Here is a 25,388-nt window from a genome sequence, read left to right as displayed (position 1 = left end):
AACCATGTCGAAGGTGACGAAATTGATAGTCGAACGCTTTGAGGACACGTACTTCTCCCGGGAGGACTGCTACTCCCTGGGGGTCGATCTCGAAACCGGTGGCAATTACGTTTCTTTTCCGGTGACGGTCGGAATCATTGACTACGAGGAGTACTACCGACTGACACCCGCTCAGTACGAACACTTCATGGCCGACCATGAGGCGGCACTTGAATTTGTAGAGTCATGTCGCCGGCACGAGCACGACGAGTTGCTCATTCAGAAGCCTGGTTGGAACCGCGGCACCGCGATATGACAACCGAACAGCCCGATCTCGGCACCGCCATCTGCGTCTACCTCAAGAACTACCCGGGCCGAAATGATCAGCAGTTCGGCGAAGGGTTCGGCGACCGAGCCGAGGAACTGCGTGAGCGCCTGCGCGAAATCCTCGCTGAGACAATAAAAATTGACCTCGATTGGACAGGCCTAGCTGAGCGACGGCGGCAACGCGGTGAACGTCATCACGGCCGAGCGCCATCCTGATCTTTCGCTGGAAGCGCTCACCGCGCTCGGCAACTACTACACCTATCTGGTCCGATAGCCGGCCCAGCAGTAAATCAACCTAGTTCTCCGGTGGTGCTTTCGGCTGAAAGGGTTGGTACCACTTCCAGTCTGCGCGTTCGCCGGTGGGTCCGGGGCAGGGTGGAACCGTCGGTGGTGGATGGTGTGGTGGGCGGGCGAGTGAGCGCGAACTGAGGGGTTCGCCGTCGCTGTCGGTGACGGTCAGCTGGTGTGCAGGCCCGGTGATGGTGATGTCGCCGTGGTGGTGTGCGCGGTGGTGAAAGGGGCACAGCAGCACCAGGTTGTGCAGTTCGGTGGGGCCGCCGTTTTCCCAGTGTTGGATGTGATGAGCGTGCAGTCCGCGGGTGACGTTGCAGCCGGGGACTGCGCAGGTGGTGTCGCGGTGTTCGAGGGCGCGACGGAGCCGCCGGTTGATGGTCCGGGTGGTGCGGCCGGCGCCGATGGGTTGGCCGTCGCGTTCGAACCATGCTTCGCAGGTGGCGTCGCACGTCAGGTATTGGCGATCGCCATCGGAGAGCAGCGGACCCAGATGTAGTTGCCCGGTGTGCTTTTCGACGTCGACGTGAACGACCACGGTGGTGCGCTGTCCGTGGGGGCGGCGGGCGACGTCGGTGTCCCAGCCGGCCTCGACCAGGCTCATGAACGCATCAGTGGCGTTCGGCAACGGTGGCGCGTTGTCTGCAGAGTCGGCGTCGTGATCGCGTTTCCAGTCTGCGACCAACGCATCATGATGGGACTGCAGCGCGGCGTCGAACGTGGCTGCTTCGCTATGCGGAAGGGTGATCTTCCAGGTCGTCGTGTCCTCACCGGAGGTATTGGTGATCGCGCGTCGCGGTTCTGGACGGGACGCGCCGTCGGGCCTGGGTTCCAGCTTGATCGCTGTGCGCAGCTGGCTGACTGTCGCAACCGCGGCCAGCTGTGCGTAGTGCTCGTCGGAGCCGTCGGCGGCTCGTTGGGCGATGACGCCGACCTGATCCAGGGACAACCGGCCTTCCAGCATGCCTTGTGTGCATCGCGGAAATTCAGAAAGTCGATGTGCGACAGCCGAAATGGTGTTGGCGTTGGAGGGTGAGGTGCCCAGCTTCCAGGCCACCACGGCCGCGACGGACCGCGCCCCGGTCATACCGCAGAGGTCGTCGCGATCCAATTCGGCGACAAGCTCCACGATGCGGCCGTCGATCGCGTTGCGCTGGCCGGCCAGCTCCGCCAACTCCTCAAACACCACCTCCAGACGCTCCTTCGGGCTGAGCACGGTGGTCGAGGACATAACTCCATGATGACAGCAGGGTCCGACAAAAACCGACGGCTCACAGGTGACTCAACACTCGCTCGGCGAACAGGTCCGGATGTTCCCGATGCATGAAGTGCCCACCCGGAACTTCCTCAATCCTATAGTCGTCCAAAAACATCCGTCTGGCGCGGCGATAGTCCGCGGGCTCGGCCACCGGATCATCCAACCCGGCGAAGGCGACGGTCGGCACAGCGATCTTCGCTCGCAATGACGCGGACGGAAGCGGCGACAACTTGCGGTAATAGCCGAACGCCGCGTCGAGGCTGCCCGGACTCGAGAAGCACTCCCGCGCGGCGTCGAACTCCGAGTCGGGAGGATTCCATGTCGGCGACCATCGCCGATAGATCGCAGGTAACGCCGCGAAATCGTTGCGGGCGAATCTTTTCGCGGCTCCGGGAAGCTTATAGGTAGCGAAATGCCTTGCACCCCAGACTTTCCGAAATGAAGGCTTCAATGTCGCCGGATGCGGAATCGCAACAGTCATCAGTTTGGAAACCAAGTCTGGCCGCAGCGCTGCCGCGCCATAGACCGCCGACGCGCCCCAGTCGTGACCGATGAGAACGGCCTCGGAAGCTCCCAGCGCAGAGATCAACGCCAGTACGTCATGCGCCAACGTCTCCTGGCCCGGATCTACGGCAGGCACCGCAGTCGGGTGGAAGCCCCGCATGAACGGGCTCACCGCCCGGCAGCCGCGATTAGCAATCAGCGGACGAAGGTGATCCCACGTGTGCGCAGTGTCCGGAAAACCGTGAAGCATGAGCACCAGAGGCCCTGAGCCCTCCTCGATGTAGGCGAACGTCAGCCCGTTCGCCTCGACGAATCCCGTCGTCTCAGCCACCCCTGTGGACAGTACTCCCGCCACATCGCCAGGACGCGTCACACTCAAGCCATGCTCGACCTCATCCTCCCGCTCGAATGCGGAGGCTGCGGCGCGCCGTCAACCAAATGGTGCGACGTCTGCGCCTCGACACTGAACGTCCACACCGACGAACCGCATCTCGTCACACCGCGCATCGACCCCGGCGTGCCCGTCTTTGCTCTTGGCCGCTACGTGGGCCCACGGCGGCAGGCCATCGTCGCGCTCAAGGAACACGGCCGTCGCGATCTCGTCGCTCCCTTCGCCCGTGCCCTTGCCCTGGGAATACACCAACTCGAAACCTGGGGCATCCTCGATATTCCGTTCACGATCGTCCCGGCGCCCACCCGCGCCTTGGCCGCTCGTCGCCGCGGCGGAGATCCCGTCCTGCGCATCGCGACACAAGCCGTCCGGGAAAACCGTGACATCGGCGTCGTCCGGGCCTTGAAGACCCGGGCGATGGTCCGCGACTCCGTCGGCCTCACGGTCGCCGACCGTGAACGCAACCTGGCCGGCCGGATCACGCTGACCACACGTGTGACAGGCGAGGTCCTGCTCGTCGACGACATCGTCACCACCGGCGCCACCGCCCGCGAGGCGGTGCGGACTCTCCACGAATCCGGCGTGAATGTAACGGCCGTGCTCGCATTGGCGCACGCCTGACCTGGGCGGGCGACGATCGGTGTAACAGGGGTCGAAAGACTTCGAAACAGGTGGGCCAAAAAGGTGGCACGCCGGCGTGAACAACGACTACCGTCGGGGCCAACACACCGTGAACACATCACGGGGGCGGTCTAGTCCACAGGCCCGCCGCTTCGCCGAGTGACGGTAGGAGGTGAGGTTCCTCGACCCCTAGCGCCGGCGGGTGAGTTTCGTGCCAATCCTGTCGGCGCAGCATCCCAAGACAGGCCGGCACGCCAGAGTGCGTGCAACCCGTAACAGAAACGAGTTGTCAAGCATGTCAATCGATTCCGCGAACACCGGTCAATTACTCGCCGACGATGAAGACCTTGCCGAATCCGCCAACGCCGAAGTTCAGGTGTGCGGACGCAACGTCGAGATCCCCGATCACTACCGCGTCTACGTGGCGCAGAAGCTCGCTCGCCTCGAACGGTTCGACCGCTCGATCTACCGCTTCGACGTCGAGCTCGAGCACGAACGCAACCGCCGCCAGCGAAAGAACTGTCAGCACGTAGAGATCACCGCGCGCGGTCGCGGCCCGGTGGTCCGTGGGGAGGCATGCGCGGAGAGTTTCTACGGCGCCTTCGAGGCCGCCGTCCACAAACTTGAGAACCGGCTGCGGCGCACCAAGGACCGCCGCAAGGTTCACTACGGCGACAAGACCCCGGTATCGCTGCACGAGGCCACCGCGGTGACCCCGCTCCTCGACGCGGCCGCAGCGTTCACCCCCGAAAGGGCCACCGCCCAGGAGCAGGTGCTCGACGACCATGAACCGGGCCGCATCGTGCGGACCAAGGAGCATCCGGCCAAGCCGATGACGGTCGACGACGCGCTCTACGAGATGGAACTCGTGGGCCACGATTTCTTCCTGTTCCAGGACAAGGAGACCGATCGGCCGTCGGTCGTCTATCGCCGGCACGCCTACGACTATGGGTTGATCCGGCTGGGGTGATCGCCGCTGCCCGGGTCCGACCAGCGCGTCACCTAGGATGGAGGTCGCTTAAGCCTCCGATTCACAGGGGGCCCCTCCTATATATGTTCAGGGGAAAACGTGCTGTCGAAGTTGCTGCGCCTTGGTGAAGGTCGCATGGTCAAGCGCCTCAAGGGGGTGGCTGACTACGTCAACACCTTGTCCGACGACGTAGAGAAGCTGTCGGACGGCGAGCTGCGGGCCAAGACCGACGAATTCAAGAAGCGCGTTGCTGACGGCGAAAGCCTCGATGACCTGCTGCCCGAGGCTTTCGCCGTCGCTCGCGAGGCGGCCTGGCGGGTGCTGCAGCAGCGCCACTTCGATGTCCAGGTGATGGGCGGCGCCGCGCTGCACTTCGGCAACGTTGCGGAGATGAAGACCGGTGAGGGCAAGACCCTGACCTGTGTGCTTCCCGCCTATCTCAACGCCCTGGGCGATGAGGGCGTGCACGTCGTCACCGTGAACGACTACCTGGCCAAGCGCGACAGCGAGTGGATGGGACGGGTGCACCGCTTCCTGGGCCTCGAGGTCGGCGTCATCCTGTCCGGCCTGACCCCTGACGAGCGCCGCGCGGCCTACGCCGCCGATATCACGTATGGCACCAACAACGAGTTCGGCTTCGACTACCTGCGCGACAACATGGCGCATTCGGTCGAGGAGATGGTGCAGCGCGGCCACAACTACGCGATCGTCGACGAGGTCGACTCGATCCTCATCGACGAGGCCCGTACCCCGCTGATCATCTCCGGCCCCGCCGACGGCGCCTCGCACTGGTACAGCGAGTTCGCCCGCCTGGCCCCGATGATGAAGAAAGACACGCACTACGAGGTCGACATCAAGAAGCGCACCATCGGTGTGCACGAGCTGGGTGTCGAGTTCGTCGAGGATCAGCTCGGCATCGACAACCTGTACGAGGCGGCCAACTCGCCGCTGGTCAGCTACCTCAACAACGCGTTGAAGGCCAAGGAGCTCTTCGAACGCGACAAGGAGTACATCGTCCGCAACGGCGAAGTGCTGATTGTCGACGAGTTCACCGGCCGCGTGCTGATCGGCCGGCGCTACAACGAGGGCATGCACCAGGCCATCGAGGCCAAGGAGAACGTCGAGATCAAGGCCGAGAATCAGACGCTGGCCACGATCACGCTGCAGAACTACTTCCGGCTCTACGACAAGCTCGCGGGCATGACCGGTACCGCCGAGACCGAGGCCGCCGAGCTGTACGAGATCTACAAGCTGGGCGTGGTTCCGATCCCGACGAACCGGCCGATGGTCCGCAAGGACCAGACAGACCTGATCTACAAGACCGAGGAAGCCAAGTACATCGCCGTCGTCGATGACGTCGTCGAGCGCTACGAGAAGGGCCAGCCGGTCCTGATCGGCACCACCAGCGTCGAGCGCTCCGAGTACCTGTCGCGCCAGTTCCAGAAGCGGCGCGTCCCGCACAACGTGCTCAACGCCAAGTTCCACGAGCAGGAGGCCGGCATCATCGCCGAGGCCGGCCGGCGTGGTGCGATCACGGTGGCCACCAATATGGCCGGCCGCGGTACCGACGTCGTGCTCGGCGGCAACGTCGACTTCCTCGTCGACACCCGGCTGCGTGAGCGGGGCCTGGATCCCGTCGAGACCCCTGACGAGTACGAGGCCGCCTGGCAGGAGGAACTGCCCAAGGTCAAGGCGCAGGCCGCTGAAGAGGCCGAGCACGTCATCGAGGTCGGTGGCCTCTACGTGCTGGGCACCGAACGCCACGAGTCACGGCGTATCGACAACCAGCTTCGTGGCCGTTCCGGTCGGCAGGGCGACCCTGGTGAGTCCCGCTTCTACCTGTCGCTGGGTGACGAGCTCATGCGGCGATTCAACGGCGCAACGCTGGAAAGCCTGCTGACGCGACTCAACCTGCCCGACGACGTGCCGATCGAGGCCAAGATGGTCACCCGCGCGATCAAGAGCGCGCAGACCCAGGTCGAGCAGCAGAACTTCGAGATCCGCAAGAACGTCCTCAAGTACGACGAGGTGATGAACCAGCAGCGCAAGGTCATCTACGCCGAGCGCCGCCGGATCCTCGAGGGGGAGAACCTGCAGGAGCAGGCCCACGACATGCTGGTCGACGTCATCACCGCCTACGTCAACGGCGCCACCGCCGAGGGCTACGCCGAGGACTGGGACCTCGAGCAGCTGTGGACCGCGCTCAAGCAGCTCTACCCGGTCGGCATCGACCACCACGACCTGCTCGACAACGACGCCGTCGGAGAGCCCGGTGAACTCACGCGTGAAGAGCTGCTCGACGCGCTGATCGAGGACGCCGAAAAGGCCTACGCGCGACGGGAAGCCGAGATCGAGGGCCTTGCCGGCGAGGGCGCCATGCGCCAGCTGGAGCGCAACGTGCTGCTCAACGTGATCGACCGCAAGTGGCGCGAGCACCTCTACGAGATGGACTACCTCAAGGAAGGCATCGGCCTGCGGGCGATGGCCCAGCGCGATCCGCTGGTCGAGTACCAGCGCGAGGGCTACGACATGTTCGTCGGCATGCTGGACGGCCTGAAAGAGGAGTCGGTCGGCTTCCTGTTCAACGTCCAGGTGGAGGCAACGCCGTCGCCGGCGGTCGCGCCGGTGGACACCCCACAGGGTCTGGCGGATCTGGGCGGGCAGCAGCGCGAGCCTGCACCGGCCTTGCGTGCCAAGGGAATCGACGACGAGGACTCCCGGCAGCTGACCTACAGCGGTCCCGCTGAAGACGGCTCGGCGGAAGTCAAGCGCAACGGCGGCGGCAAGCAGGCCGCGACCGCGGGCACCACCCGCAAGGAGCGACGCGAAGCCGCGCGCAAGCAGTCCAAGAGCAGCAGCAGGTTGCGGCGGGGTTAGGCGCGGTCAAGCCACTCGGTCAGCCGATGTGCAGGGCTACCACCTGCCAGCGCAATCCGGTCGGCGTCAGCACCTGTTCGACGCGGCAGGCGATGGCATGGGTGCGGCCGTCCCGGCTGTAGGTGGCCGCCACTTCGGCTGCCGCGCCGTCGGTCCCGACGGGTTGCACCCGTAGCCGGCGCAATCGTGCGGCGCCGTCGCCGTCGTGTCGCGCGACGGCAGGCAGCAGTGACTCCACCAATCCGGCGGCCAGCAGTGGTCGCAGCTGGGCCAGCGAGCGCCGCCGGTCGATCACCTCGAGGACCCGTCTCAGCGCGGCGTCGGCGAAGCCGCCCGCCGCACGCATCGGGGCGGAAGGAATCGGCTGTTGCGCGGGGCGGTGCGACGGTCCGAGGGTGCGGGGACCCGGCAGGTGCACCCGCTCGGGGGCGCTGCGCAACACCGGCGGTTCGTAGTCGACGACGGGAACGACACAGGACATGGGCACTCTCCGAAAGCGGTCAACGGGGCGACCGGCTGCCGGAGAGGGGCGAACCGATGGCGTCATGATGGCACAGTTTCGACGATGGTGTGTGCACCCGCGATGCGCTGACCCGGGGTTGACGGCTACCGTGTCGGGACGGGGCGGGGATTGTCGATGAGGGGAATGTCGCAACGATGGTGACTAGGCTGTCAGCGTCGGACGCCTCGTTCTATCACCTGGAGAACACCTCCACCCCCATGTACGTCGGCTCCCTGGCGATCGTGCGCAAGCCCCGCGCCGGGTTGAGTTACGAGACCCTGCTGGAAACCGTCGAACATCGGCTGCCGCAGATCCGGCGTTATCGCCAGAAGGTCCGCGAGGTCACCTTCGGTTTGGCGCGGCCGGTATGGGTCGACGATCCGGACTTCGACATCACCTATCACGTCCGGCGTTCTGCGCTGCCGTCACCGGGAAGCGATTCGCAGCTCCACGAACTGATCGCCAGGCTGGGGTCGCGCCCGCTGGACCGGTCGCGGCCGCTGTGGGAGATGTACCTGATCGAGGGGCTGTCCAAGAACCGGCTGGCCATTTACACGAAGTCGCACCAGGCGCTGGTCAACGGGATGACGGCGCTGGAGATCGGCCACGTCATCGCCGACCGCACGCAGAAGCCGCCGACGTTCGGTGAGGACATCTGGATCCCGGGCCGCGAACCCACCAACGGCCAGCTGCTGCTCGGCGCTGTCGGGGAGTGGCTGGCCCGGCCCCGCATGCAGATGCAGGCGGTCACCTCCGCCGTCGGCGAGCTGGCCCGCAACAGCGGGGAAGTGGTCGATCTGGCGCGGCGGCTGACCGACGTGGCGCGCACCGTGGCCCGCGGTACCGCACCGAATAGTCCGCTGAACACCAAGGTGTCGCGCAATCGGCGGTTTACGGTTGCCGTCGGTTCCCTCGCGGACTACCGGCTGGTGCGTTCGCGCTACGACTGCGACGTGAACGACGTGGTGCTGGCCGTCATCGCCGGTGCCCTGCGCAACTGGCTGCTGTCGCGCGGCGAGCCGGTCACCACCAGCTCCACTGCGCGGGCCATGGCGCCGACGTCGGTGTACCCCGAGGCGGTCCTGGAGTCGTCCGGTCCGGGCCAGGCCATCAGCGAGGTCGCCCCGTTCCTGGTCGACCTCCCGATCGGCGAGGGCAACGCGGTGGTACGTCTGTCTCAGATTGCCCACACCACCGAGTCGCATTCGGCGGCAGCCAGTCTGGTGGACGCCCGCACCATCCTCACCCTGTCGGGCTTCGCGCCGCCGACGTTGCATGCCATGGGCACCCGGGTCGCCACCCAGTTCTCGGCCCGCCAGTTCAATCTGTTGATCACCAATGTCCCTGGGCCGCAGTCGCAGATGTATGTGGCCGGGGCGAAGCTGCTCGAGACGTACGCGGTGCCGCCGCTGTTGCACAACCAGGTGCTGGCCATCGGCGTCACATCGTATTGCGGCATGCTCTATTTCGGCATCCACGCCGATCGCGATGCCATGAGCGATGTGGACGTGCTGCCGACGCTGCTGGCCGAATCTCTCGAGGAACTGCTCGAAGCCGCGCGGCAGACGTAGGATTCGGCGATGGGTAAGGCCAAATCGAAGGGTGACGAGCCGGTCGCCAAGGTTAATCGCAAGATTCCCAACGACATCTACGAAGCCGAATTATATCGGCTACAAACCGAATTGGTGTCCTTGCAGGAGTGGGTAAAGGCCACCGGCGCGCGGGTCGTCGTCGTGTTCGAAGGCCGCGATGCGGCCGGCAAGGGCGGCACGATCAAGCGCATCACCGAGTACCTGAGCCCCCGGATTGCGCGCATCGCCGCGTTGCCCGCACCGACCGAACGTGAGCGCGGCCAGTGGTATTTCCAGCGCTATGTCGAGCATCTGCCGGCGCGCGGCGAGATCGTGTTGTTCGACCGATCCTGGTACAACCGCGCCGGTGTCGAAGTGGTGATGGGCTTCTGCACGCCGGTCGAGCACGAGCTGTTTCTGCGGCAGTGCCCGATCTTCGAGCAGATGCTGATCGACGAAGGAATCATCCTGCGCAAGTACTGGTTCTCGGTCTCCGACGATGAGCAGCTCCGCCGGTTCAAGAAACGGCGCAAGGATCCGTTGCGGCGCTGGAAGCTCAGCCCGATGGACCTCGAGTCCATCTATCGCTGGGAGGACTACTCGCGTGCCAAGGATCAGATGATGGTGCGCACCGACACCCCGGCCAGCCCGTGGTTCGTGGTGGAGTCCGACGACAAGAAGCACGCGCGTCTGAACATGATGGCCCATCTGCTGAAAGGCATCGACTACGAACATGTCGAGCACCCGAAGGTCGATCTGCCCAAACGGCCGCCGATGGGCGACTATCAGCGGCCGGCGCGAGAGCTGTCGACCTATGTCGACGATCACGTCTCCACCCTGCTCGGGAACGGCGCCTAGGCGCAGCGGATAATCTGCCGGGATGCGGGTCTATATCCCAGCCACGTTGGCCATGCTGCAACAGCTGGTCGCCGATGGGTCGATGCAGCCGTTGAGCGGGACGGCGTTCGCGGTCACGCCGACTCTGCGGGAGTCCTACGCCGAGGGCGACGACGAGGAGCTGGCCGAGGTCGCGATCGGAGAAGCCGCGCTGGCGTCGCTGCGGCTGCTGGCCGCCGAATCCGACAACGCCGACCCGCAATTGCCACTGCGGCGCGCGGTTGTGATCGCCGATGCGGATGCGACCGCGCGCCCTGATCTCGACGACGCGGTGGTGCGGGTCAGCGGACGGGTGAACCTGGACCAGGTGGTTGCCGCCTATGTCGACAACTCGGCGGCCGAGCCGGCGGTCAAGGCCGCGATGGCGGTGATCGACGACGCTGATCTGGGCGATGAGGACGCCGAATTGACCGTCGGCGACGCCGCGGATCACCCCTTGGCCTGGTACGGCACCCAGGAGTTGCCGTTCCTGCTCGAATTGCTCTGACGCCTGGATACGGAACCGTAAGTTACGGTACCGTAGGTTTGACGTCGAGAGGAGGTGCGCAATGGCGAAGAACCAGGTCAAGATCAGTGCGAACGTGGTCGACACCGTGCGACCGAAGGTGGCCGGCGAAGGACGCAATCCCGCGATCGACGCGGTCCGGGCACTGTTCGGGCGGATCACCACGCCGCTACTGCCCGATGACTATCTGAAACTGGCCAACCCGTTGTGGTCGGCGCGCGAACTGCGCGGCCGGGTGGTCGAGGTCCGGCGGGAGACCGAGGATTCGGCCACGCTGGTGATCAAGCCGGGCTGGGGTTTCACCTTTGATTACCAAGCCGGCCAGTACATCGGTATCGGCCTTCTGGTCGACGGCCGCTGGCGGTGGCGGTCGTATTCACTGACCTCGAGCCCGCACGCCGACGGCGCCGGCCGCTCGCGCACCATCACGATCACCGTCAAGGCGATGCCGGAGGGCTTCCTGTCCACCCACCTGGTCGGCGGCGTCACTCCCGGCACGATCGTGCGGCTGGCCGCACCGCAGGGCAATTTCGTGATGCCGGACCCGTCGCCGGCGTCGGTGTTGTTCTTGACCGGCGGCTCCGGAATCACCCCGGTGATGTCGATGCTGCGGACGCTGGAGCGCCGCGATCAGATCGGCGGCCCAGGTCATATCGTCCATATTCATTCGGCCCCAACCGAATCCGACGTGATGTTCGCCGGGGAGCTCGCGCAGCTGGCTCGTGAGCACGACGGGTATCGGCTGACCGTCCGTACCACCCGCACCGAGGGGCGCCTGGACCTGAGCCGGCTCGACGATCTGGTCCCGGACTGGCGGGAGCGCCAGACCTGGGCCTGTGGTCCGGAGGGGATGCTCACCGAGGCCGAGAAGGTGTGGCAGGCCGCCGGCATCGGCGACCGCCTGCATCTGGAGCGGTTCGCGGCGTCCCGGACGGCCACCCACGGGGAGGGCGGGACGGTGACGTTCGGCCGCAGTGGCAAGTCCGTACAGGTGGATGCGGCGACGTCGCTGATGGAGGCCGGCGAGCAGGCCGGATTGCGGATGCCGTTCGGCTGCCGGATGGGCATCTGCCAGTCGTGTGTGGTGCCCCTGGTGGAAGGCCACGTCCGCGACCTGCGTACGGGTGCGGAGCACGAGCCGGGCACCCGAATTCAGACGTGTATTTCGGCCGCTTCGGGCGACTGTGTGGTTGACGTCTGAGGTTTACTGGCTAGTAACCTACGGGTACGTAGGTTACGGTAGCGTAGGCACAAGAAGGGAGGCGTGACTAATGGCTATTACCGATGTGGAAGCGTTTACGCATCTGACTGATGCAGACATCGAAAGCTTGGCGGTTGAGCTCGACGCCATCCGCCAGGACATCGAAGATTCCCTCGGCGCGCGGGATGCGCGCTACATCCGCCGCACCATCGCCGCCCAGCGCGGTCTCGAGGTCGCCGGGCGACTGATGCTGGCTGCCAGCTCCAAACGATCCGCCTGGTGGGCGGGCACCGTGACCCTGGGCGTGGCCAAGATCATCGAGAACATGGAGATCGGCCACAACGTCATGCACGGCCAGTGGGACTGGATGAACGATCCCGAGATTCACTCCTCGTCGTGGGAGTGGGACATGAGCGGGGCGTCCAAGCACTGGCGGTTCACCCACAACTTCATGCACCACAAGTACACCAACATCCTCGGTATGGACGATGACGTCGGCTACGGCGTCATCCGGGTCACCCGCGATGCCAAGTGGAAGCCGTTCAACCTGTACGGCAACCTGCTGTTCAACACCCTGCTGGCGATCGGCTTCGAGTGGGGTGTCGGCCTGCAGCACCTGGAGCTCGGCAAGATCTCCAAGGGCCGCGACGACCGCAAGGCCACCCTGATCCGGGTGCGTGAGTTCGGCGCCAAAGCGGGACGGCAGCTGCTCAAGGACTACGTGGCCTACCCGGCGATCACGTCGTTGTCGCCCGGCGCCACCTACCGCTCGACGGCCACCGCCAACGCTGTGGCCAACGTGATCCGCAACGTGTGGGCCAACGCGGTGATCTTCTGCGGCCACTTCCCGGATGGCGCAGAGAAATTCACCAAGACCGACATGGTCGGTGAGAGCAAGGGTCAGTGGTATCTACGCCAGATGCTGGGTAGCGCCAACATCTCAGGCAGCCGCGCCATGGACTTCATGACCGGCAACCTGTCGTACCAGATCGAGCACCACTTGTTCCCTGACCTGCCCAGCAACCGGTACCACGAGATCTCGGTGCGGGTGCGGCAGATTTGCGACAAGTACGACCTGCCCTACACCACGGGCCCGTTCCTGGTGCAGTACGCCAAGACCTGGCGCACGATCGCCAAGCTGTCGTTGCCGGACAAGTACCTGCGCGACACCGCCGACGATGCACCTGAGACCCGCAGCGAGCGGATGTTCGCCGAGCTCGAATCGGGCTACGCGGGTGTGGACCCGGCGACCGGCCGCAAGCGCGGGCTCAAGACCGCGATCGCGACGGCTCGTCAGAAGCGACGCGCCAAGCGCACGGCCAAAGCCGCCTAGCGATTTATCGAGATCGACGCCGGCGAGGAAAAGGTCGAATAACTCCCTCGCTGGCGTCGATCTCGTCATTACCAGCGTCTCGGCTACCGGTTACTTCGGGATGTAGTCAAAGGTGTCCGGGTTCGGACCGCGCCGACCGGCTTCGCCCTTGTCGAGCGCGGTGATGGCGTCGATGTCGTCGTCGCCGAGTTCGAAGTCGAAGATCTCCAGGTTCTCCTTGATCCGCTCCGGGGTAACGGATTTCGGGAACACGATGTCGCCGCGCTCGATGTGCCAGCGCAGCACCACCTGGGCCGGGCTCTTACCCAGCCGCTCGGCGATCTTGCCGATCACCGGATCGCCGAGCACCGCGCCCTGAGCGATCGGCGACCACGCCTCGGTGAGGATGGTGTGGTCGGTGCCGTAAGCGCGCAGCTCGTCGTTGGCGAAGTAGGGGTGCACCTCGATCTGGTTGACGGCGGGCACCGTCTCGGTGTCGCGGGCCAGGGTCTCCAGATGGTGGATCTGGAAGTTTGACACCCCGATGCTGCGGGCCCGGCCGTCATTCTTGAACTCCTCCAACGTCTTCCAGGTGGAGACGAAGTCGCCGTCATACAGCGTCGGCAGCGGCCAGTGGATCAGGAACAGGTCGACGTAGTCGAAGCCGAGCGCCTCGATCGTCGCGTCGAATGCGCGCCGTGCATCGTCGGGCTTGTGGAATCCGTTGTTGAGCTTGCTGGTGATGTACACCTCGCTGCGGTCGATGCCGAAGTCCCGGACGCCCTGCCCGACGCCCTTCTCGTTCTGATACATCTCGGCGGTGTCGATGTGGCGATAGCCGATTTCGAGGGCGGTGCGCACCGCGGACGCGGTCTCGTCCGGGTCGATCTGGAAGACGCCGAACCCCAGCTGCGGGATCGTGGTGCCGTCATTGAGTGTCAAGCTCGGAACAGTGCTCATGTGTGCGGCGTGCCCTCTCGGTTGGTGTTGCAAACAATTATCAGTACGCCGCGCCGTCTGACAACGCGGCGAGTAGCCGTCGGGCCGCTGCGACTCGCCGCGCGGGCGCGCCGGTGAGCGAGTCCAGGGCGCACTCCGGGTCGGCGGGCGGGCCGAGGTGGCCGCATCCGCGCGGGCAGTCTGCGATGGCCTCCGCCAGATCCGAAAACGCCCGCAACACATCGTCGGGCTGGATATGGGCCAGCCCGAACGATCTGATGCCCGGGGTGTCGACCACCCAGCCGCCGCCCGGTAGCGGCAGCGCCACCGACTGCGTGGAGGTGTGTTTGCCCTTGCCTACCCCGGACACTTCGCCGGTGGCTCGAAATGCCTGCGGAACAAGGCGATTCACCAGAGTGGACTTGCCGACCCCGGAGTGGCCGAGCAGCACGGTGACCTGTCCCGCCAGCATCTCCTCGACTTGGTCGATCGGGTCGCCCCGCCCCGCGGTCAGCACCGTGAGGTCCAGATCGGCGAACTGCTCGGCGAACGACTCGGCCGGCATCAGATCCGTCTTGGTCAGGCACAGGATCGGCCGCAGTCCGCCGGCGTACGCCGCGATGAGCGCACGGTCCACCAGGCCGGTGCGCGGCGGGGGATCGGCCAGTGCCACCACCATCAGCAACTGGTCGGCGTTGGCGACCACCACCCGCTCGGTCGGATCGGTGTCATCGGCGGTGCGGCGCAACACCGTTCGCCGTTCACCGCGCCGCACGATCCGGGCCAGCGTGTCCGGCCGTCCGGTCAGGTCGCCGACGACATCGACCTGGTCGCCGACGACGATCGGGGTGCGGCCCAGTTCCCGGGCCCGCATCGCCGTGACGAGCCGATGCGGATCATCGCCCAGGACGCAGCCCCAGCGGCCGCGGTCGACGGTGACCACCATGCCCGCCTCGGCGTCGGCGTGCTCGGGCCGGGTCTTGGTGCGCGGGCGCGAGCCACGGCCCGACCGGATCTTGACGTCGGACTCGTCGTACTCGCGTGGGCTCAACCGACCCCCACCATCTCGGTCCACAGCGCCGCGAACTCCGGCAAGGTTTTGGCGGTCGTCCCGATGTCCTCGACTTCGACACCGGGCACGCGGAGCCCGATGATGGCCCCGGCCATCGCCATTCGGTGGTCGGCGTAGGAACGCCAGGTGCCCCCGTGTAGCGCTGTCGCGGTGATCACCAGGCCGTCGTCGGTCTCGGTGCACTGGCCGCCGAGCCCGCCGATCTCGGCGCTCAGCGCCGCCAACCGGTCGGTCTCGTGGCCGCGCAGATGGGCGATACCGGTCAGCCGCGACACCGAGCCAGGTGCGGCCAGGGCGGCCAGGGCGGCCACCGCGGGGGCCAGTTCACCGACGTCGTGCAGGTCCACCTCGAAGCCGTCGTAGGACTGCGGACCTTGTACCTCGAGGTGCGAATCTGATTGGTGCACAGTCGATCCGAGAAGCTTGAGGATACCCAGGATGGTGTCGGCGGGTTGGACGCTGGCTGACGGCCAGCCGGCGATCCCCACCGCCCCACCGGTCACCACTCCCGCAGCAAGGAACGGGACCGAGTTGGACAGGTCCGGCTCGATGTCCCAGTGCCGGGCCGCGATCGGCCCCGGCGCCACCCGCCACTGGTTGGTGGTGGCGTCGTCGACGTCGACACCGGCCTCCCGCAGCATCGCCACGGTCATCGCGATGTGCGGAGCCGACGGCACCGACGTGCCGGTGTGCGCGACGGTCAGGCCCTCGGTGAAGGCCGCGCCCGACAACAGCAGGCCCGAGACGAACTGCGAGGAGCTCGACGCGTCGATGCGCACCGTGCCGCCGTCGACCGCGCCGCGGCCGTGGACCTCGAACGGCAGACCGCTGCCGTGGATGTCGACACCGAGTCCCCGCAACGCGTCCAGCAGGGGAGCGATCGGCCGCGTTCGGGCTTGTTCGTCACCGTCGAATACGACGACGGCGTTGCTCAGAGCTGCCAGCGGCGGAACGAACCGCAACACGGTTCCGGCCAAGCCGCAGTCGATCCGCGCGTGTGGGCCCGGGTCGAGCGCCCCGCCGACCGTCAGTTCGGCGCCCGCGCCGGACACGTCGATGCCGAGGGCCGCGATGGCCCCGATCATCAGGTCGGTGTCCCGGCTTCGCAGTGCGCCGCTGATCGTGGAGGTGCCCTGACCCTGGGCGGCGGCCAGCGCCGCGAGCACCAGGGTGCGGTTGGTCTGCGATTTCGAGCCGGGCACGGTGACGCGCGCATGCACCGGCGACGACGTTGACGGCGCGGCCCACAACTCGGTGCTCACGGCATACATCCTGCCCTGTCGGGATCGTGCGCCACCATGGAGTCATGTGCGGACGATTCGCGGTGACCACCGACCCGGCCCTGCTGGCCGAGAAAATCCACGCCATTGACGAAGCCACCGAGGCGGCGAAGGAGGCGCGCGGGCCCAACTACAACGTCGCCCCCACCGCCACCGTCGCCACGGTGGTCCGCAGGCACGACGATCCGGACGACACCCCGACCCGGCGGGTCCGGATGATGCGCTGGGGTCTGGTGCCGCCCTGGGTGAAGGCGACCGCCGACGGGGCCCCCGACAACAAGGGCCCCCTACTGATCAACGCTCGAGCTGAAAAGGTCACCAGTTCACCGGCATTCCGTGCCTCGGCGAAGAGCAAGCGCTGCCTGGTTCCGATGGACGGCTACTACGAGTGGAAGCCCAACCCGGACGCCCCGGCCGGCAAGAAGGCCCGTAAGACGCCGTACTTCATGTTCCGTGCGGACGGCGAGCCGCTGTTCATGGCCGGGTTGTGGTCGGTATGGAGACCGGGGCAAGCCACCGAGGTTCCGCCGCTGTTGACGTGCACGATCATCACCACCGACGCGGTGGGCGAGCTCGCCGAGATCCACGACCGGATGCCGCTGGTGCTCGACGAGGCGGACTGGGACCGCTGGCTGGATCCCGATCAGCCTGCCGACGCCGAGCTGTTGTCGGCACCGCCCGACATCGCCGGTATCGATCTCCGCGAGGTCTCCACGCTGGTCAACAGTGTCCGCAACAACGGTCCGGAGCTCATCGAGCCCGCCGATCCACACAACCAACCGGTTGGCCTGTTCTAGCGACGCGGTGCCGGTTAGGCTCACAGCCAAGACCTGACCAGCGAGAGGAGCGGCCATGACCGCCGTCGAGCCCAAGGCCGACAAGGCCACGATCACCGTGCGCAACCCGGCCGACGGCCGCGTCGCCGGTTTCGTGCCCGTCGACGGTCCGGACGCCGTCGCCGCGAAAGCCCGCGAGCTCCGGTTGTTCCAAACCGAGTGGGAAGAGATCGGCCCGCGCGGACGCAAGGTCTGGATGTACAAGTGGCAGGACTGGATCCTCGACAACGCCGATCACCTCACCGAGGTGTTGATGTCGGAGTCGGGCAAGTCGCGCAACGACGCCAGCCTCGAACCGGTGGCGATCGCCGACTCGATCAAGTACTGGGCTGGCAACGCCGAAGCCTTCCTGGCCGACGCGCACCCCAAGCCGCACAGCCCGCTGTACAAGATCAAGAAGCTCACCACCCGCTACCGCCCGTACCAGCTGGTCGGGATCATCGAGCCGTGGAACTTCCCGCTGGCGATGCTGGCCCTCGACGTGGTGCCCGCGCTCGCCGCGGGGGCGGCAGTGTTGCTGAAACCGTCTGAGGTGACCCCACTTTCGGCTGTCGAGTTCGCCAGGGGCTGGACCGAGGTCGGCGCGCCGCCCGTGCTGAGCCTCGCGACCGGATACGGCGAGACCGGCGCCGCGGTGATCAACAATGCCGACTACATCCACTTCACCGGATCGACCGCCACCGGCCGCAAGGTCGCGGTGGCCTGCGCCGAGCGGCTGATCCCGTTCAGCCTGGAGCTCGGCGGCAAGGATCCGGCGATCGTGCTGGCCGACGCCGACATCGACCGTGCCGCCAACGGCATCGCCTGGGGCGGGATGTTCAATTCCGGGCAGGTCTGCATCTCGGTGGAGCGGGTGTACGTCGAGGCTCCGGTGTACGACGAGTTCATCGGCAAGCTCACCGCGAATGTCCGCAATCTCGCTCAGGGACAAGAAGATTCGGGCTTCAAGTACGACACGGGTGCGATGGCCACCGCGGCGCAGCGCGATATCGTCGACGGCCACGTCAAGGACGCGGTCGCCGCCGGCGCGCGCGTGTTGACCGGGGGTAAGCCCACCGGCGTCGGAACGTTCTATCAGCCGACCGTGCTTGCCGACGTCACCCCGACGATGTCCTGCATTGCCGAGGAGACGTTCGGCCCGACGCTGCCGGTGGTGAAGGTCGCCGACGAGGAGGAGGCCATCCGGTTGGCCAACGACTCCAAGTACGGGTTGTCGGCCACGGTGTGGACCGGCGACATCGAACGCGGTGAGCGGGTGGCCCGTCGACTGGAGTGCGGCGCGGTCAACATCAACGACGCCCTGACCAACGTTTTCTGCCCGTCGCTTCCGATGGGCGGCTGGAAGGACTCCGGTATCGGCTACCGGGCCGGTGGCCCGAGCGGCCTGATCAAGTTCTGCCGCCAGCAGGCGATCACCGCCCCGCGAATTCCCACCCAGAAGTCAGAGCTGGTCTGGTACTCGTCGTCGCGGCGGCAGGGCCGGATCGCGTTGGCGGCGATGCGGGCCTTCGCGGGCACGGGCGTTCGCCGCTTCGGGCTACGCCCGAAGAACTAGCAGCGTGGGCTACGCCCGAAGAACTAGCAGCGTGGGCTACGCCCGAAGAACTAGCGGCGTGGGCTACGCCCGAAGCCCGGATGACGTGGACTTAAGTCCTCTGCGTTTGCCGACGTAATGCCCGGTGAACGTGCGTCCGGCTGACACCCCGGTACGGCACAATGCCGGTACACCGTTGCACGGGGAGAACTGATGGCCGAGGCCGAGCTCGACGCGCAGCTCGAAACGCTGGTGCGTCGAGCTGGCCGCACGGCGTTGGCGGTGGTCTTTCTGGTCAGCGCTGCGGACTGGATCGGCTGGGCGACCGGTACCGTGCGGCTCACCAGAGTCTTCCCGTCCTGGCCGCAGGTGACGCCCTGGGCTGCCCTGTTGATGGCCACGCTGGGTATGGCCATCCTGGTCCAGTCCCGGCGTGGCACCCGGGCCCAGGTATGGGTCGCCCGTGGGTTGGCCGCCGCATGCGTTGCGGTGGCGACGCTGTTCATCGCGGAGTACGCGACGGGCCTGGCATTCGGGTTGGACGGGCTGTGGTTTCCCGGCGGCGTCGCGGCCATGCAGAGGCCGTGGCCGGGTCGGCCGAGCATCCAGACGGCGGTGACAGTCCTCTTGCTGGGCATCGCGGTTGCGCTGATGCGCCTGGACCATCGAGCGGCCAGGTCGATACGAACGGTGTGCCTGGTGTCCGCGGCGCTGATCCCCTTCCTGGTGACGGTGGTCTATACGTTCCAGGCGCTCTCCCTCACCGAGATGACGTCGGTAACCGGTATGGGCATTGCCACCGCAGTCAGCTTGCTGCTGCTCATCGCGGCGACCTTCGCCGGGCGCGCCGACGCGAATCCGGTGGCCTGGCTACTGGCCCGCCCCGACGGTCTGGGCCTGGTCCGGATGGCCGCATTGTTCGTCGCCCTGCCACTCGTCGTCGGGCTGTCCCGGTTGGCGTTCCTGGCCGTCGGGGTCGAGGAAGGCGCGGTGTGGGCGCTGTCGATCTCGGCGGGCGCCGTCGTGATCGGCGTCGCGGTTTTCTACCTGAGCCAGCGTGAACAGCGCCTTCTGATCGACAGGGCACTCCTGATCCGCGAACGGCAAGACGCCGAAGCGCGTTACCGGATCCTCGCCGAGAACGCCGTGGACGCCGTCATTCATGTGCGAGGCGCACGGGTTGTGTGGGCTTCGCCCTCTGTGCGAACAACTTTCGGCGACAGCTCGTGGATCGGCTCGGAATTTCGTCGCCACATTCATGCCGACGACGTGGGTTCGGTCGGGATGGGCCGACACCGCACCGGCACAGCGGAACCCGCCGTCGAACGGTTCCGGATCATCTGCGCGGACGGCGGATTCCGCTGGGTCGACTGCCGCTCGAAGCCGTACGTGGGCATCGACGGGAACTCCGACGGAGTGATCGCGGCTCTGCGCGTCGTCGACGATCAGGTCGAGTTCGAGCGCCGGCTCGAGCGGCTGGCCCGGTTCGACGAGCTCACCGGGCTGGTGAACCGGGCCGAGGCGATCGCCCGTCTCGAATCGGCGTTGACCACACTCGGCGGTGACGGCAGATGCCTGGGTGTGCTGTTCTGCGACGTCGACGGCTTCAAACGCATCAACGACGAGTGGGGGCACGCTGTCGGGGACATCGTGCTCGCGAGCCTGGCGACCCGCATCCGTGAGTGCGTGCGTCCGGGCGACACGGTGGGCCGCACCGGCGGGGACGAGATCCTCGTCCTCCTGCCCGCCGTCCGCGACCTCGACGCCGTCATCGAGATCGCGGAATCGATCCGCCACCGCGCGGCTGAACCGATCTTCCATCCGGGCGGAATGATCCACGCCAGCTTGAGTATTGGTGCCACCCTCGCCGTCCCCGGTGAAAGCGCCACCACTGCGACGGCCCGCGCCGACGAGGCGATGTACCGGGCCAAGGAGACCGGCCGCAACACTGTCGTGCAGGTGTAGGCGCCTACGTGCGATACCCGGGCGGGTTGGGGGTGTCGACCCACAGGTCCACCCCCAACTCCGACCCCGGAATGCAGTCGTAGACCGACAGGTCGCTGACGCCGGAGTCCACCAGCACGTCCTCGCACAGCAGCGTTTGTCCGGTGTATTCGCGGGCCGGCTTGCTCAGCACGGCGTAGGCGGCGTCGGCATAGACTTCAGGCTTGCGGGAGCGGGCCATCGCCTCGTCACCGCCCAGCAGGTTCTGCACTGCCGCCGTGGCAACCATGGTGCGTGGCCAGAGCGTATTGGAGGCGATGCCGGCGTCGCGCATCTCTTCGGCGATTCCCAAGGCGCACAACGTCATTCCGAACTTCGCCATCATGTAGGGGGTCGGCTTGAGCCACTGTGATTCCAGCCGGATCGGCGGCGAGAGCGTGAGGATGTGCGGATTCTCCCGGCCCTTCATGTGCGGGATGCAGGCCCGCGAAACGGCGTAGGTGCCGCGCACCTGGATGCCGTTCATCAAGTCGAACCGCTTGAGCGGCACCTCCTCGATGGAGCCGAGGTTGATGGCCGAGGCGTTGTTGACACAGATGTCGATGGCACCGAACTGCTCGACGGCCTTGGCCACGGCGGCGGCCACCGAGTCGCCGTCGCGGACGTCACCGACGATCGGCAGCGCCTGGCCGCCGGCCTCTTCGATCTCCTTGGCGGCGGTGTAGATGGTGCCGGGCAACTTCGGATGCGGCTCGGTGGTCTTGGCCACCAGCGCGATGTTGGCGCCGTCGGCGGCGACGCGTTTGGCGATGGCCAGGCCGATGCCGCGGCTGGCTCCCGAGATGAACATGGTCTTGCCGGAGAAGGACATTCCGTCACCCTAGACGGCGCGGATGTCGGCAGTCACCGCCTCGGTCAGCCGAATCAGATCCTGCGGGGCCAGAGCGACATCCCAGCCCCGCTTGCCCGCACTGCACAGCACCCGGTCGTAGCCCAGCGCCGACGCGTCGACCACTGTCGGCAGCCGCTTGCGCTGGCCCAGCGGCGAGATCCCGCCGAGCACGTAACCGGTGGCCCGTTCGGCGGCGGCGCGGTCGGCCATCGCCGCCTTGGCGAGCCCCAACGCGGCGGCGGCGGCCTTCAGCGACAGCTTCCACGGCACCGGCAACACCGCCACAGCCAGCACCGCACCAGAAGCGATCACCAGCGTCTTGAAGATCTGTTCGGGCGCCACCGAATCACCCGCCAGAGCGGCGACCGCCTCTTCGCCGTAGGAGTCCGAGCGGGGGTCATGGTGGTAACGCAGCACCTCATGGGGTGCATCGGCCGCGATCAGCGCGGCGATCGCAGGGGTGGCCGCACGACTCACGGGGCACAGAATAACCACGGGAAATAGCGCGGTGAGAAATCCTGTTGTGGACATTGGTCGCAGCTCTCGAGGCCCGCGACCGAAAAGATGTTGGTCACAGCCTTAGGATTGGAAGGAGAGAAGTCCGGTGTCAGCTGCAGTCTGCATGATGGCCGATGAGCAGGCACCCGCACTTTTCATCCGTCCGATACCGCTGCTGGAGCTCGTCCCGGGCGCAGCGGCAGAAGGGACTGTGTCACCCACAATGACCGACATCGACAGCGCCGACGGTTCGGGCCCAGCCCAGGTCGCCGAACGCGAAGAGTCCGATGCGGAGTTGACGGCACGCTTCGAGCGTGACGCCATTCCGCTGCTGGACCAGCTCTACGGCGGTGCACTCCGCATGACGCGCAACCCGGCCGACGCCGAAGATTTGTTGCAGGAAACCATGGTCAAGGCCTACGCCGGCTTTCGGTCGTTCCGCGAAGGCACCAACCTCAAAGCCTGGTTGTACCGGATTCTGACCAACACCTACATCAACAGTTACCGCAAGAAGCAGCGCCAGCCGGCGGAGTATCCGACCGAGGAGATCACCGACTGGCAGTTGGCGGCCAACGCCGAGCACACCTCCACTGGTCTGCGGTCGGCAGAGGTCGAGGCCCTCGAACTGCTGCCCGACACCGAGATCAAGGAAGCTCTGCAGGCGTTGCCGGAGGAGTTTCGAATGGCGGTGTATTACGCCGACGTCGAGGGCTTCCCGTACAAGGAGATCGCCGAGATCATGGATACCCCGATCGGGACGGTGATGTCCCGACTGCACCGAGGTAGGCGCCAGCTGCGCGGCCTGCTGGCCGACGTCGCCAAGGAGCGTGGATTCAGCCGCGGGCACGCGGAAGATGCGCCGGAGGAGGTGTCGTCATGAGCGACGATCAGGTATCGGGCGGCGAAGCCGAGTGGCGCCCGCCGATCGGACCGGTGGACCCCGACCACCCCGAGTGCGCTGCGGTGATCGCCGAGGTCTGGACGCTGCTCGACGGTGAATGCACCACCGAGACGCGTGACCGCCTGCGCCATCATCTCGAAGAGTGCCCGACGTGCTTGCGTCATTATGGGGTCGAGGAGCGGATCAAGAAGCTGGTCGCGTCGCGGTGCAGCGGGGAGAAGGCGCCCCAGCACCTGCTGGAGAAGGTACGGCTACAGATCAGCCAGACCACGATCATTCGGCGCGGATAGCAGCAGCACAAACAAAAGTGCCCGGCAGATTTGCCGGGCCCTTTTGGTATCAGGCGTTGGGACGCCTGCCGTGATTGGCTTTGCTGTGCTTGCGGTCACGCTTCTTACGACCACGCTTGGCCATGATGTACCTCCAATAATTTTGCGCTGCATGGTTCAGCCCTGAATAAAGTGTCTCACGGCGCAGTCGAACCTCTGACCACCCGGTGTTGTGGTTCGATAGAGCGGCATTGAGAGACGAGCGGTACCAAGAGTGAGGTGAAGATGGCCGAGGATGTGCGCGCCGAAATCGTGGCCAGTGTGCTCGAGGTAGTGGTCAGCAAGGGCGACCAGATCGGCGCGGGAGACACCCTGGTGCTTCTGGAGTCCATGAAGATGGAGATCCCGGTGCTGGCCGAAGTGGGCGGCACCATCACCGAGGTCAGCGTGTCCGTGGGCGACGTCATCCAGGCCGGCGACCTCATTGCCGTGATCGACTAGCCCCGGTGTCCACCCTCGGTGACCTGCTCGCCGAGCACACGATGCTGCCGGGCAGTGCGGTGGATCATTTGCATGCGGTGGTGGCCGAGTGGCAGCTCTTGGCGGACCTCTCGTTCGCCGACTATCTGATGTGGGTGCGTCGCGATGACGGCGGGCTGGTCTGTGTGGCCCAATGCCGACCCAACACCGCCCCGACGGTCCTGATCCGGGATGCCGTCGGCTCCGTCGTCGCGGACGGCGATCTGCCACTGGTGACATCGGCCTTCACGTCGGGGGCGATCGGGCGCGGCGACAGCGATCTCGAGCCGCGCGAACCCGCGATCAACGTCGAAGCGGTCCCGGTGCGTTACAGCAACCAGGTGGTGGCCGTGCTGACCCACCAGACCGCGCTGGCCGAGCGGCGCACGTCGTCGCCGCTGGAGCGGGCCTACCTGGACTGTGCGGGCAACCTGCTGCACATGCTGTCGGAGGGCACCTTCCCCAACGTGGGGGATCTGGCGCTGTCCCGGTCGAGCCCACGCGTCGGCGACGGGTTCATCCGCCTCGACGTCGACGGCGTCGTCGCGTATGCCAGCCCCAATGCGCTGTCGGCCTATCACCGGATGGGGTTGGCCGCCGAGTTGGAGGGTCACAACCTGGTGGTCATCACCCGGCCGTTGATCTCCGACCCGTTCGAGGCCCAGGAATTGGCCGAACACGTCCGCGACTCACTGTCCGGCGGGTCGAGCATGCGCCTGGAGGTCGATGCGGGTGGAGCGGCGGTATTGCTGCGCACGCTGCCGCTGGTGGTTCACGGCGCCGCTGCGGGGGCGGCGGTGCTGATCCGGGACGTCACCGAGGTCAAGCGCCGCGACCGCGCGCTGCTGTCCAAGGACGCGACCATCCGCGAGATCCACCACCGGGTGAAGAACAACCTGCAGACCGTCGCAGCGCTGCTGCGCCTGCAGTCCCGCCGGACCAGCAATGAGGAGGCCCGCGAGGCTCTGATGGAGTCGGTGCGACGGGTCGCGTCGATTGCTCAGGTCCACGAGGCGCTGTCGATGTCGGTGGACGAGGAGGTCAACCTCGACGAGGTGATCGACCGGATCCTGCCGATCATGAACGACGTGGCCCGGGTCGACAGCCCCATCCGGATCAACCGGGACGGGGCGTTGGGGGTGCTCGACGCCGACCGGGCCACAGCACTGGTGATGGTGGTCACCGAGTTGGTGCAGAACGCCATCGAGCACGCCTTCGAGTCCTCGGCCAAGCAGGGCTGCGTGACGATTCGGGCGGAGCGTTCGGCGCGGTGGCTCGACGTCGTCGTGCACGACGACGGGCGTGGCCTTCCGGAAGGGTTCTCGCTGGAGAAGTCCGACCGGTTGGGTCTGCAGATCGTGCGGACGCTGGTCACCGCTGAGCTCGACGGATCGCTGGGAATGCACGACGTCCCCGGCGGCGGAACCGATGTTGTGTTGCGGGTACCGCTCGGCCGACGTTCGAGTGCGCGACTTCCCCAATAGCAAATGTGATCGAG

At 66.3% G+C, this 25,388-nt stretch carries 25 protein-coding genes; 16 read left to right on the top strand and 9 right to left on the bottom strand.

The annotated features are described in order from the left end of the window. The first annotated feature begins 4 nt into the window (after positions 1-4). Positions 5-295: a hypothetical protein gene (locus Y900_RS06220; protein WP_036340224.1), complete on the top strand. Its 291-nt coding sequence runs from the start codon at positions 5-7 to the stop codon at positions 293-295. 306 nt (positions 296-601) lie between these two features. Here Y900_RS06220 and Y900_RS06215 read toward each other — a convergent pair whose 3' ends face one another. Both Y900_RS06215 and Y900_RS06210 read right to left on the bottom strand, forming a co-directional pair. Further along, complete coding sequence (locus Y900_RS06215; RefSeq protein ID WP_036340221.1) at positions 602-1,828, bottom strand: HNH endonuclease signature motif containing protein; 1,227 nt, start codon at positions 1,826-1,828, stop codon at positions 602-604. A 40-nt stretch (positions 1,829-1,868) separates the two neighbouring features. Beyond that, entirely contained in the window at positions 1,869-2,690 is an 822-nt protein-coding gene (locus Y900_RS06210) for an alpha/beta fold hydrolase (protein ID WP_036340218.1), read from the bottom strand. 51 nt (positions 2,691-2,741) lie between these two features. Here Y900_RS06210 and Y900_RS06205 point away from each other — a divergent pair, with 51 nt between their 5' ends. From Y900_RS06205 to secA, 3 genes are all read left to right on the top strand, one after another. Then, positions 2,742-3,371: a ComF family protein gene (locus Y900_RS06205; RefSeq protein ID WP_036340215.1), complete on the top strand. Its 630-nt coding sequence runs from the start codon at positions 2,742-2,744 to the stop codon at positions 3,369-3,371. 295 nt (positions 3,372-3,666) lie between these two features. Then, the gene (gene hpf / locus Y900_RS06200) at positions 3,667-4,341 is read left to right on the top strand and encodes a ribosome hibernation-promoting factor, HPF/YfiA family (protein ID WP_036340212.1); all 675 of its coding nucleotides are present in this window, start codon (positions 3,667-3,669) and stop codon (positions 4,339-4,341) included. A gap of 99 nt (positions 4,342-4,440) precedes the next feature. After that, on the top strand, positions 4,441-7,218 hold the full coding sequence (gene secA / locus Y900_RS06195) for a preprotein translocase subunit SecA (RefSeq protein ID WP_036340209.1): 2,778 nt from the start codon (positions 4,441-4,443) through the stop codon (positions 7,216-7,218). A gap of 19 nt (positions 7,219-7,237) precedes the next feature. Here the strand turns inward: secA and Y900_RS06190 are convergent, their stop codons facing one another. Further along, on the bottom strand, positions 7,238-7,699 hold the full coding sequence (locus tag Y900_RS06190; RefSeq protein WP_051659918.1) for an Rv3235 family protein: 462 nt from the start codon (positions 7,697-7,699) through the stop codon (positions 7,238-7,240). A gap of 176 nt (positions 7,700-7,875) precedes the next feature. Here Y900_RS06190 and Y900_RS06185 point away from each other — a divergent pair, with 176 nt between their 5' ends. The 5 genes from Y900_RS06185 (at position 7,876) to Y900_RS06165 (ending at position 13,227) form a co-directional block, all read left to right on the top strand. After that, complete coding sequence (locus Y900_RS06185; protein ID WP_036340202.1) at positions 7,876-9,291, top strand: WS/DGAT/MGAT family O-acyltransferase; 1,416 nt, start codon at positions 7,876-7,878, stop codon at positions 9,289-9,291. 9 nt (positions 9,292-9,300) lie between these two features. Continuing rightward, positions 9,301-10,149, top strand: coding sequence for a polyphosphate kinase 2 (gene ppk2 / locus Y900_RS06180; RefSeq protein ID WP_036340199.1), 849 nt, complete (start codon positions 9,301-9,303; stop codon positions 10,147-10,149). Between the two features lie 22 nt (positions 10,150-10,171). Continuing rightward, on the top strand, positions 10,172-10,675 hold the full coding sequence (locus Y900_RS06175) for a DUF6912 family protein (protein ID WP_036340196.1): 504 nt from the start codon (positions 10,172-10,174) through the stop codon (positions 10,673-10,675). Positions 10,676-10,736: 61 nt separating this feature from the next. Further along, positions 10,737-11,894 carry a ferredoxin reductase gene (locus Y900_RS06170; protein ID WP_036340193.1) on the top strand — a complete coding sequence of 386 codons (1,158 nt, stop codon included), beginning with the start codon at positions 10,737-10,739 and terminating at the stop codon, positions 11,892-11,894. Between the two features lie 70 nt (positions 11,895-11,964). Then, positions 11,965-13,227 carry a fatty acid desaturase family protein gene (locus Y900_RS06165; protein ID WP_036340190.1) on the top strand — a complete coding sequence of 421 codons (1,263 nt, stop codon included), beginning with the start codon at positions 11,965-11,967 and terminating at the stop codon, positions 13,225-13,227. 90 nt (positions 13,228-13,317) lie between these two features. On the opposite strand, the gene Y900_RS06160 is transcribed toward Y900_RS06165, so the two are convergent. From Y900_RS06160 to aroA, 3 genes are read right to left on the bottom strand one after another with little or no spacing between them, the layout of a single operon-like run. After that, complete coding sequence (locus tag Y900_RS06160) at positions 13,318-14,166, bottom strand: aldo/keto reductase (protein WP_036340187.1); 849 nt, start codon at positions 14,164-14,166, stop codon at positions 13,318-13,320. 40 nt (positions 14,167-14,206) lie between these two features. Continuing rightward, positions 14,207-15,196: a ribosome small subunit-dependent GTPase A gene (gene rsgA / locus Y900_RS06155; RefSeq protein ID WP_036340184.1), complete on the bottom strand. Its 990-nt coding sequence runs from the start codon at positions 15,194-15,196 to the stop codon at positions 14,207-14,209. Continuing rightward, complete coding sequence (gene aroA, locus Y900_RS06150) at positions 15,193-16,488, bottom strand: 3-phosphoshikimate 1-carboxyvinyltransferase (RefSeq protein ID WP_036340181.1); 1,296 nt, start codon at positions 16,486-16,488, stop codon at positions 15,193-15,195. Before aroA ends, rsgA begins: the two co-directional genes overlap by 4 nt. Positions 16,489-16,523: 35 nt before the next feature. On the opposite strand from aroA, the gene Y900_RS06145 reads away from it, so the two are divergent. The 3 genes from Y900_RS06145 (at position 16,524) to Y900_RS06135 (ending at position 20,832) form a co-directional block, all read left to right on the top strand. Then, the gene (locus Y900_RS06145; protein WP_036340178.1) at positions 16,524-17,294 is read left to right on the top strand and encodes an SOS response-associated peptidase; all 771 of its coding nucleotides are present in this window, start codon (positions 16,524-16,526) and stop codon (positions 17,292-17,294) included. Between the two features lie 55 nt (positions 17,295-17,349). Beyond that, positions 17,350-18,888: an aldehyde dehydrogenase family protein gene (locus tag Y900_RS06140; RefSeq protein ID WP_036340175.1), complete on the top strand. Its 1,539-nt coding sequence runs from the start codon at positions 17,350-17,352 to the stop codon at positions 18,886-18,888. 192 nt (positions 18,889-19,080) lie between these two features. Next, a complete protein-coding gene (locus Y900_RS06135; RefSeq protein ID WP_036340173.1) occupies positions 19,081-20,832 on the top strand; it encodes a sensor domain-containing diguanylate cyclase in 1,752 nt (583 codons plus the stop codon). A gap of 4 nt (positions 20,833-20,836) precedes the next feature. Here Y900_RS06135 and Y900_RS06130 read toward each other — a convergent pair whose 3' ends face one another. After that, the gene (locus tag Y900_RS06130; protein ID WP_036340169.1) at positions 20,837-21,682 is read right to left on the bottom strand and encodes an SDR family oxidoreductase; all 846 of its coding nucleotides are present in this window, start codon (positions 21,680-21,682) and stop codon (positions 20,837-20,839) included. Positions 21,683-21,691: 9 nt separating this feature from the next. Further along, the gene (locus Y900_RS06125) at positions 21,692-22,180 is read right to left on the bottom strand and encodes a YbaK/EbsC family protein (protein WP_036340167.1); all 489 of its coding nucleotides are present in this window, start codon (positions 22,178-22,180) and stop codon (positions 21,692-21,694) included. 244 nt (positions 22,181-22,424) lie between these two features. On the opposite strand from Y900_RS06125, the gene Y900_RS06120 reads away from it, so the two are divergent. Both Y900_RS06120 and rsrA read left to right on the top strand, forming a co-directional pair. Further along, positions 22,425-23,081: a sigma-70 family RNA polymerase sigma factor gene (locus Y900_RS06120; protein ID WP_192827564.1), complete on the top strand. Its 657-nt coding sequence runs from the start codon at positions 22,425-22,427 to the stop codon at positions 23,079-23,081. After that, the gene (gene rsrA, locus Y900_RS06115) at positions 23,078-23,392 is read left to right on the top strand and encodes a mycothiol system anti-sigma-R factor (RefSeq protein ID WP_036340164.1); all 315 of its coding nucleotides are present in this window, start codon (positions 23,078-23,080) and stop codon (positions 23,390-23,392) included. The genes Y900_RS06120 and rsrA overlap by 4 nt, the downstream gene beginning before the upstream one ends. A 49-nt stretch (positions 23,393-23,441) precedes the next feature. Here the strand turns inward: rsrA and Y900_RS33685 are convergent, their stop codons facing one another. Continuing rightward, positions 23,442-23,516 (bottom strand): 50S ribosomal protein bL37, encoded by a 75-nt coding sequence (locus Y900_RS33685; protein WP_085976028.1) that lies wholly within the window; start codon positions 23,514-23,516, stop codon positions 23,442-23,444. 140 nt (positions 23,517-23,656) lie between these two features. Between Y900_RS33685 and Y900_RS06110 the strand changes: the two genes are divergently transcribed. Both Y900_RS06110 and Y900_RS06105 read left to right on the top strand, forming a co-directional pair. Continuing rightward, positions 23,657-23,872, top strand: a complete 216-nt coding sequence (locus Y900_RS06110) for a biotin/lipoyl-binding carrier protein (RefSeq protein ID WP_036345994.1) — start codon at positions 23,657-23,659, stop codon at positions 23,870-23,872. Between the two features lie 5 nt (positions 23,873-23,877). After that, positions 23,878-25,374 carry a two-component system sensor histidine kinase PdtaS gene (locus Y900_RS06105; protein ID WP_036340161.1) on the top strand — a complete coding sequence of 499 codons (1,497 nt, stop codon included), beginning with the start codon at positions 23,878-23,880 and terminating at the stop codon, positions 25,372-25,374. Positions 25,375-25,388 lie beyond the last annotated feature (14 nt).

Source organism: Mycolicibacterium aromaticivorans JS19b1 = JCM 16368, assembly GCF_000559085.1.
In the GTDB taxonomy this organism is placed as follows: domain Bacteria; phylum Actinomycetota; class Actinomycetes; order Mycobacteriales; family Mycobacteriaceae; genus Mycobacterium; species Mycobacterium aromaticivorans.
Note: the sequence above shows the minus strand (reverse complement) of the source record. Positions and strands in the feature narration are given on the sequence as shown.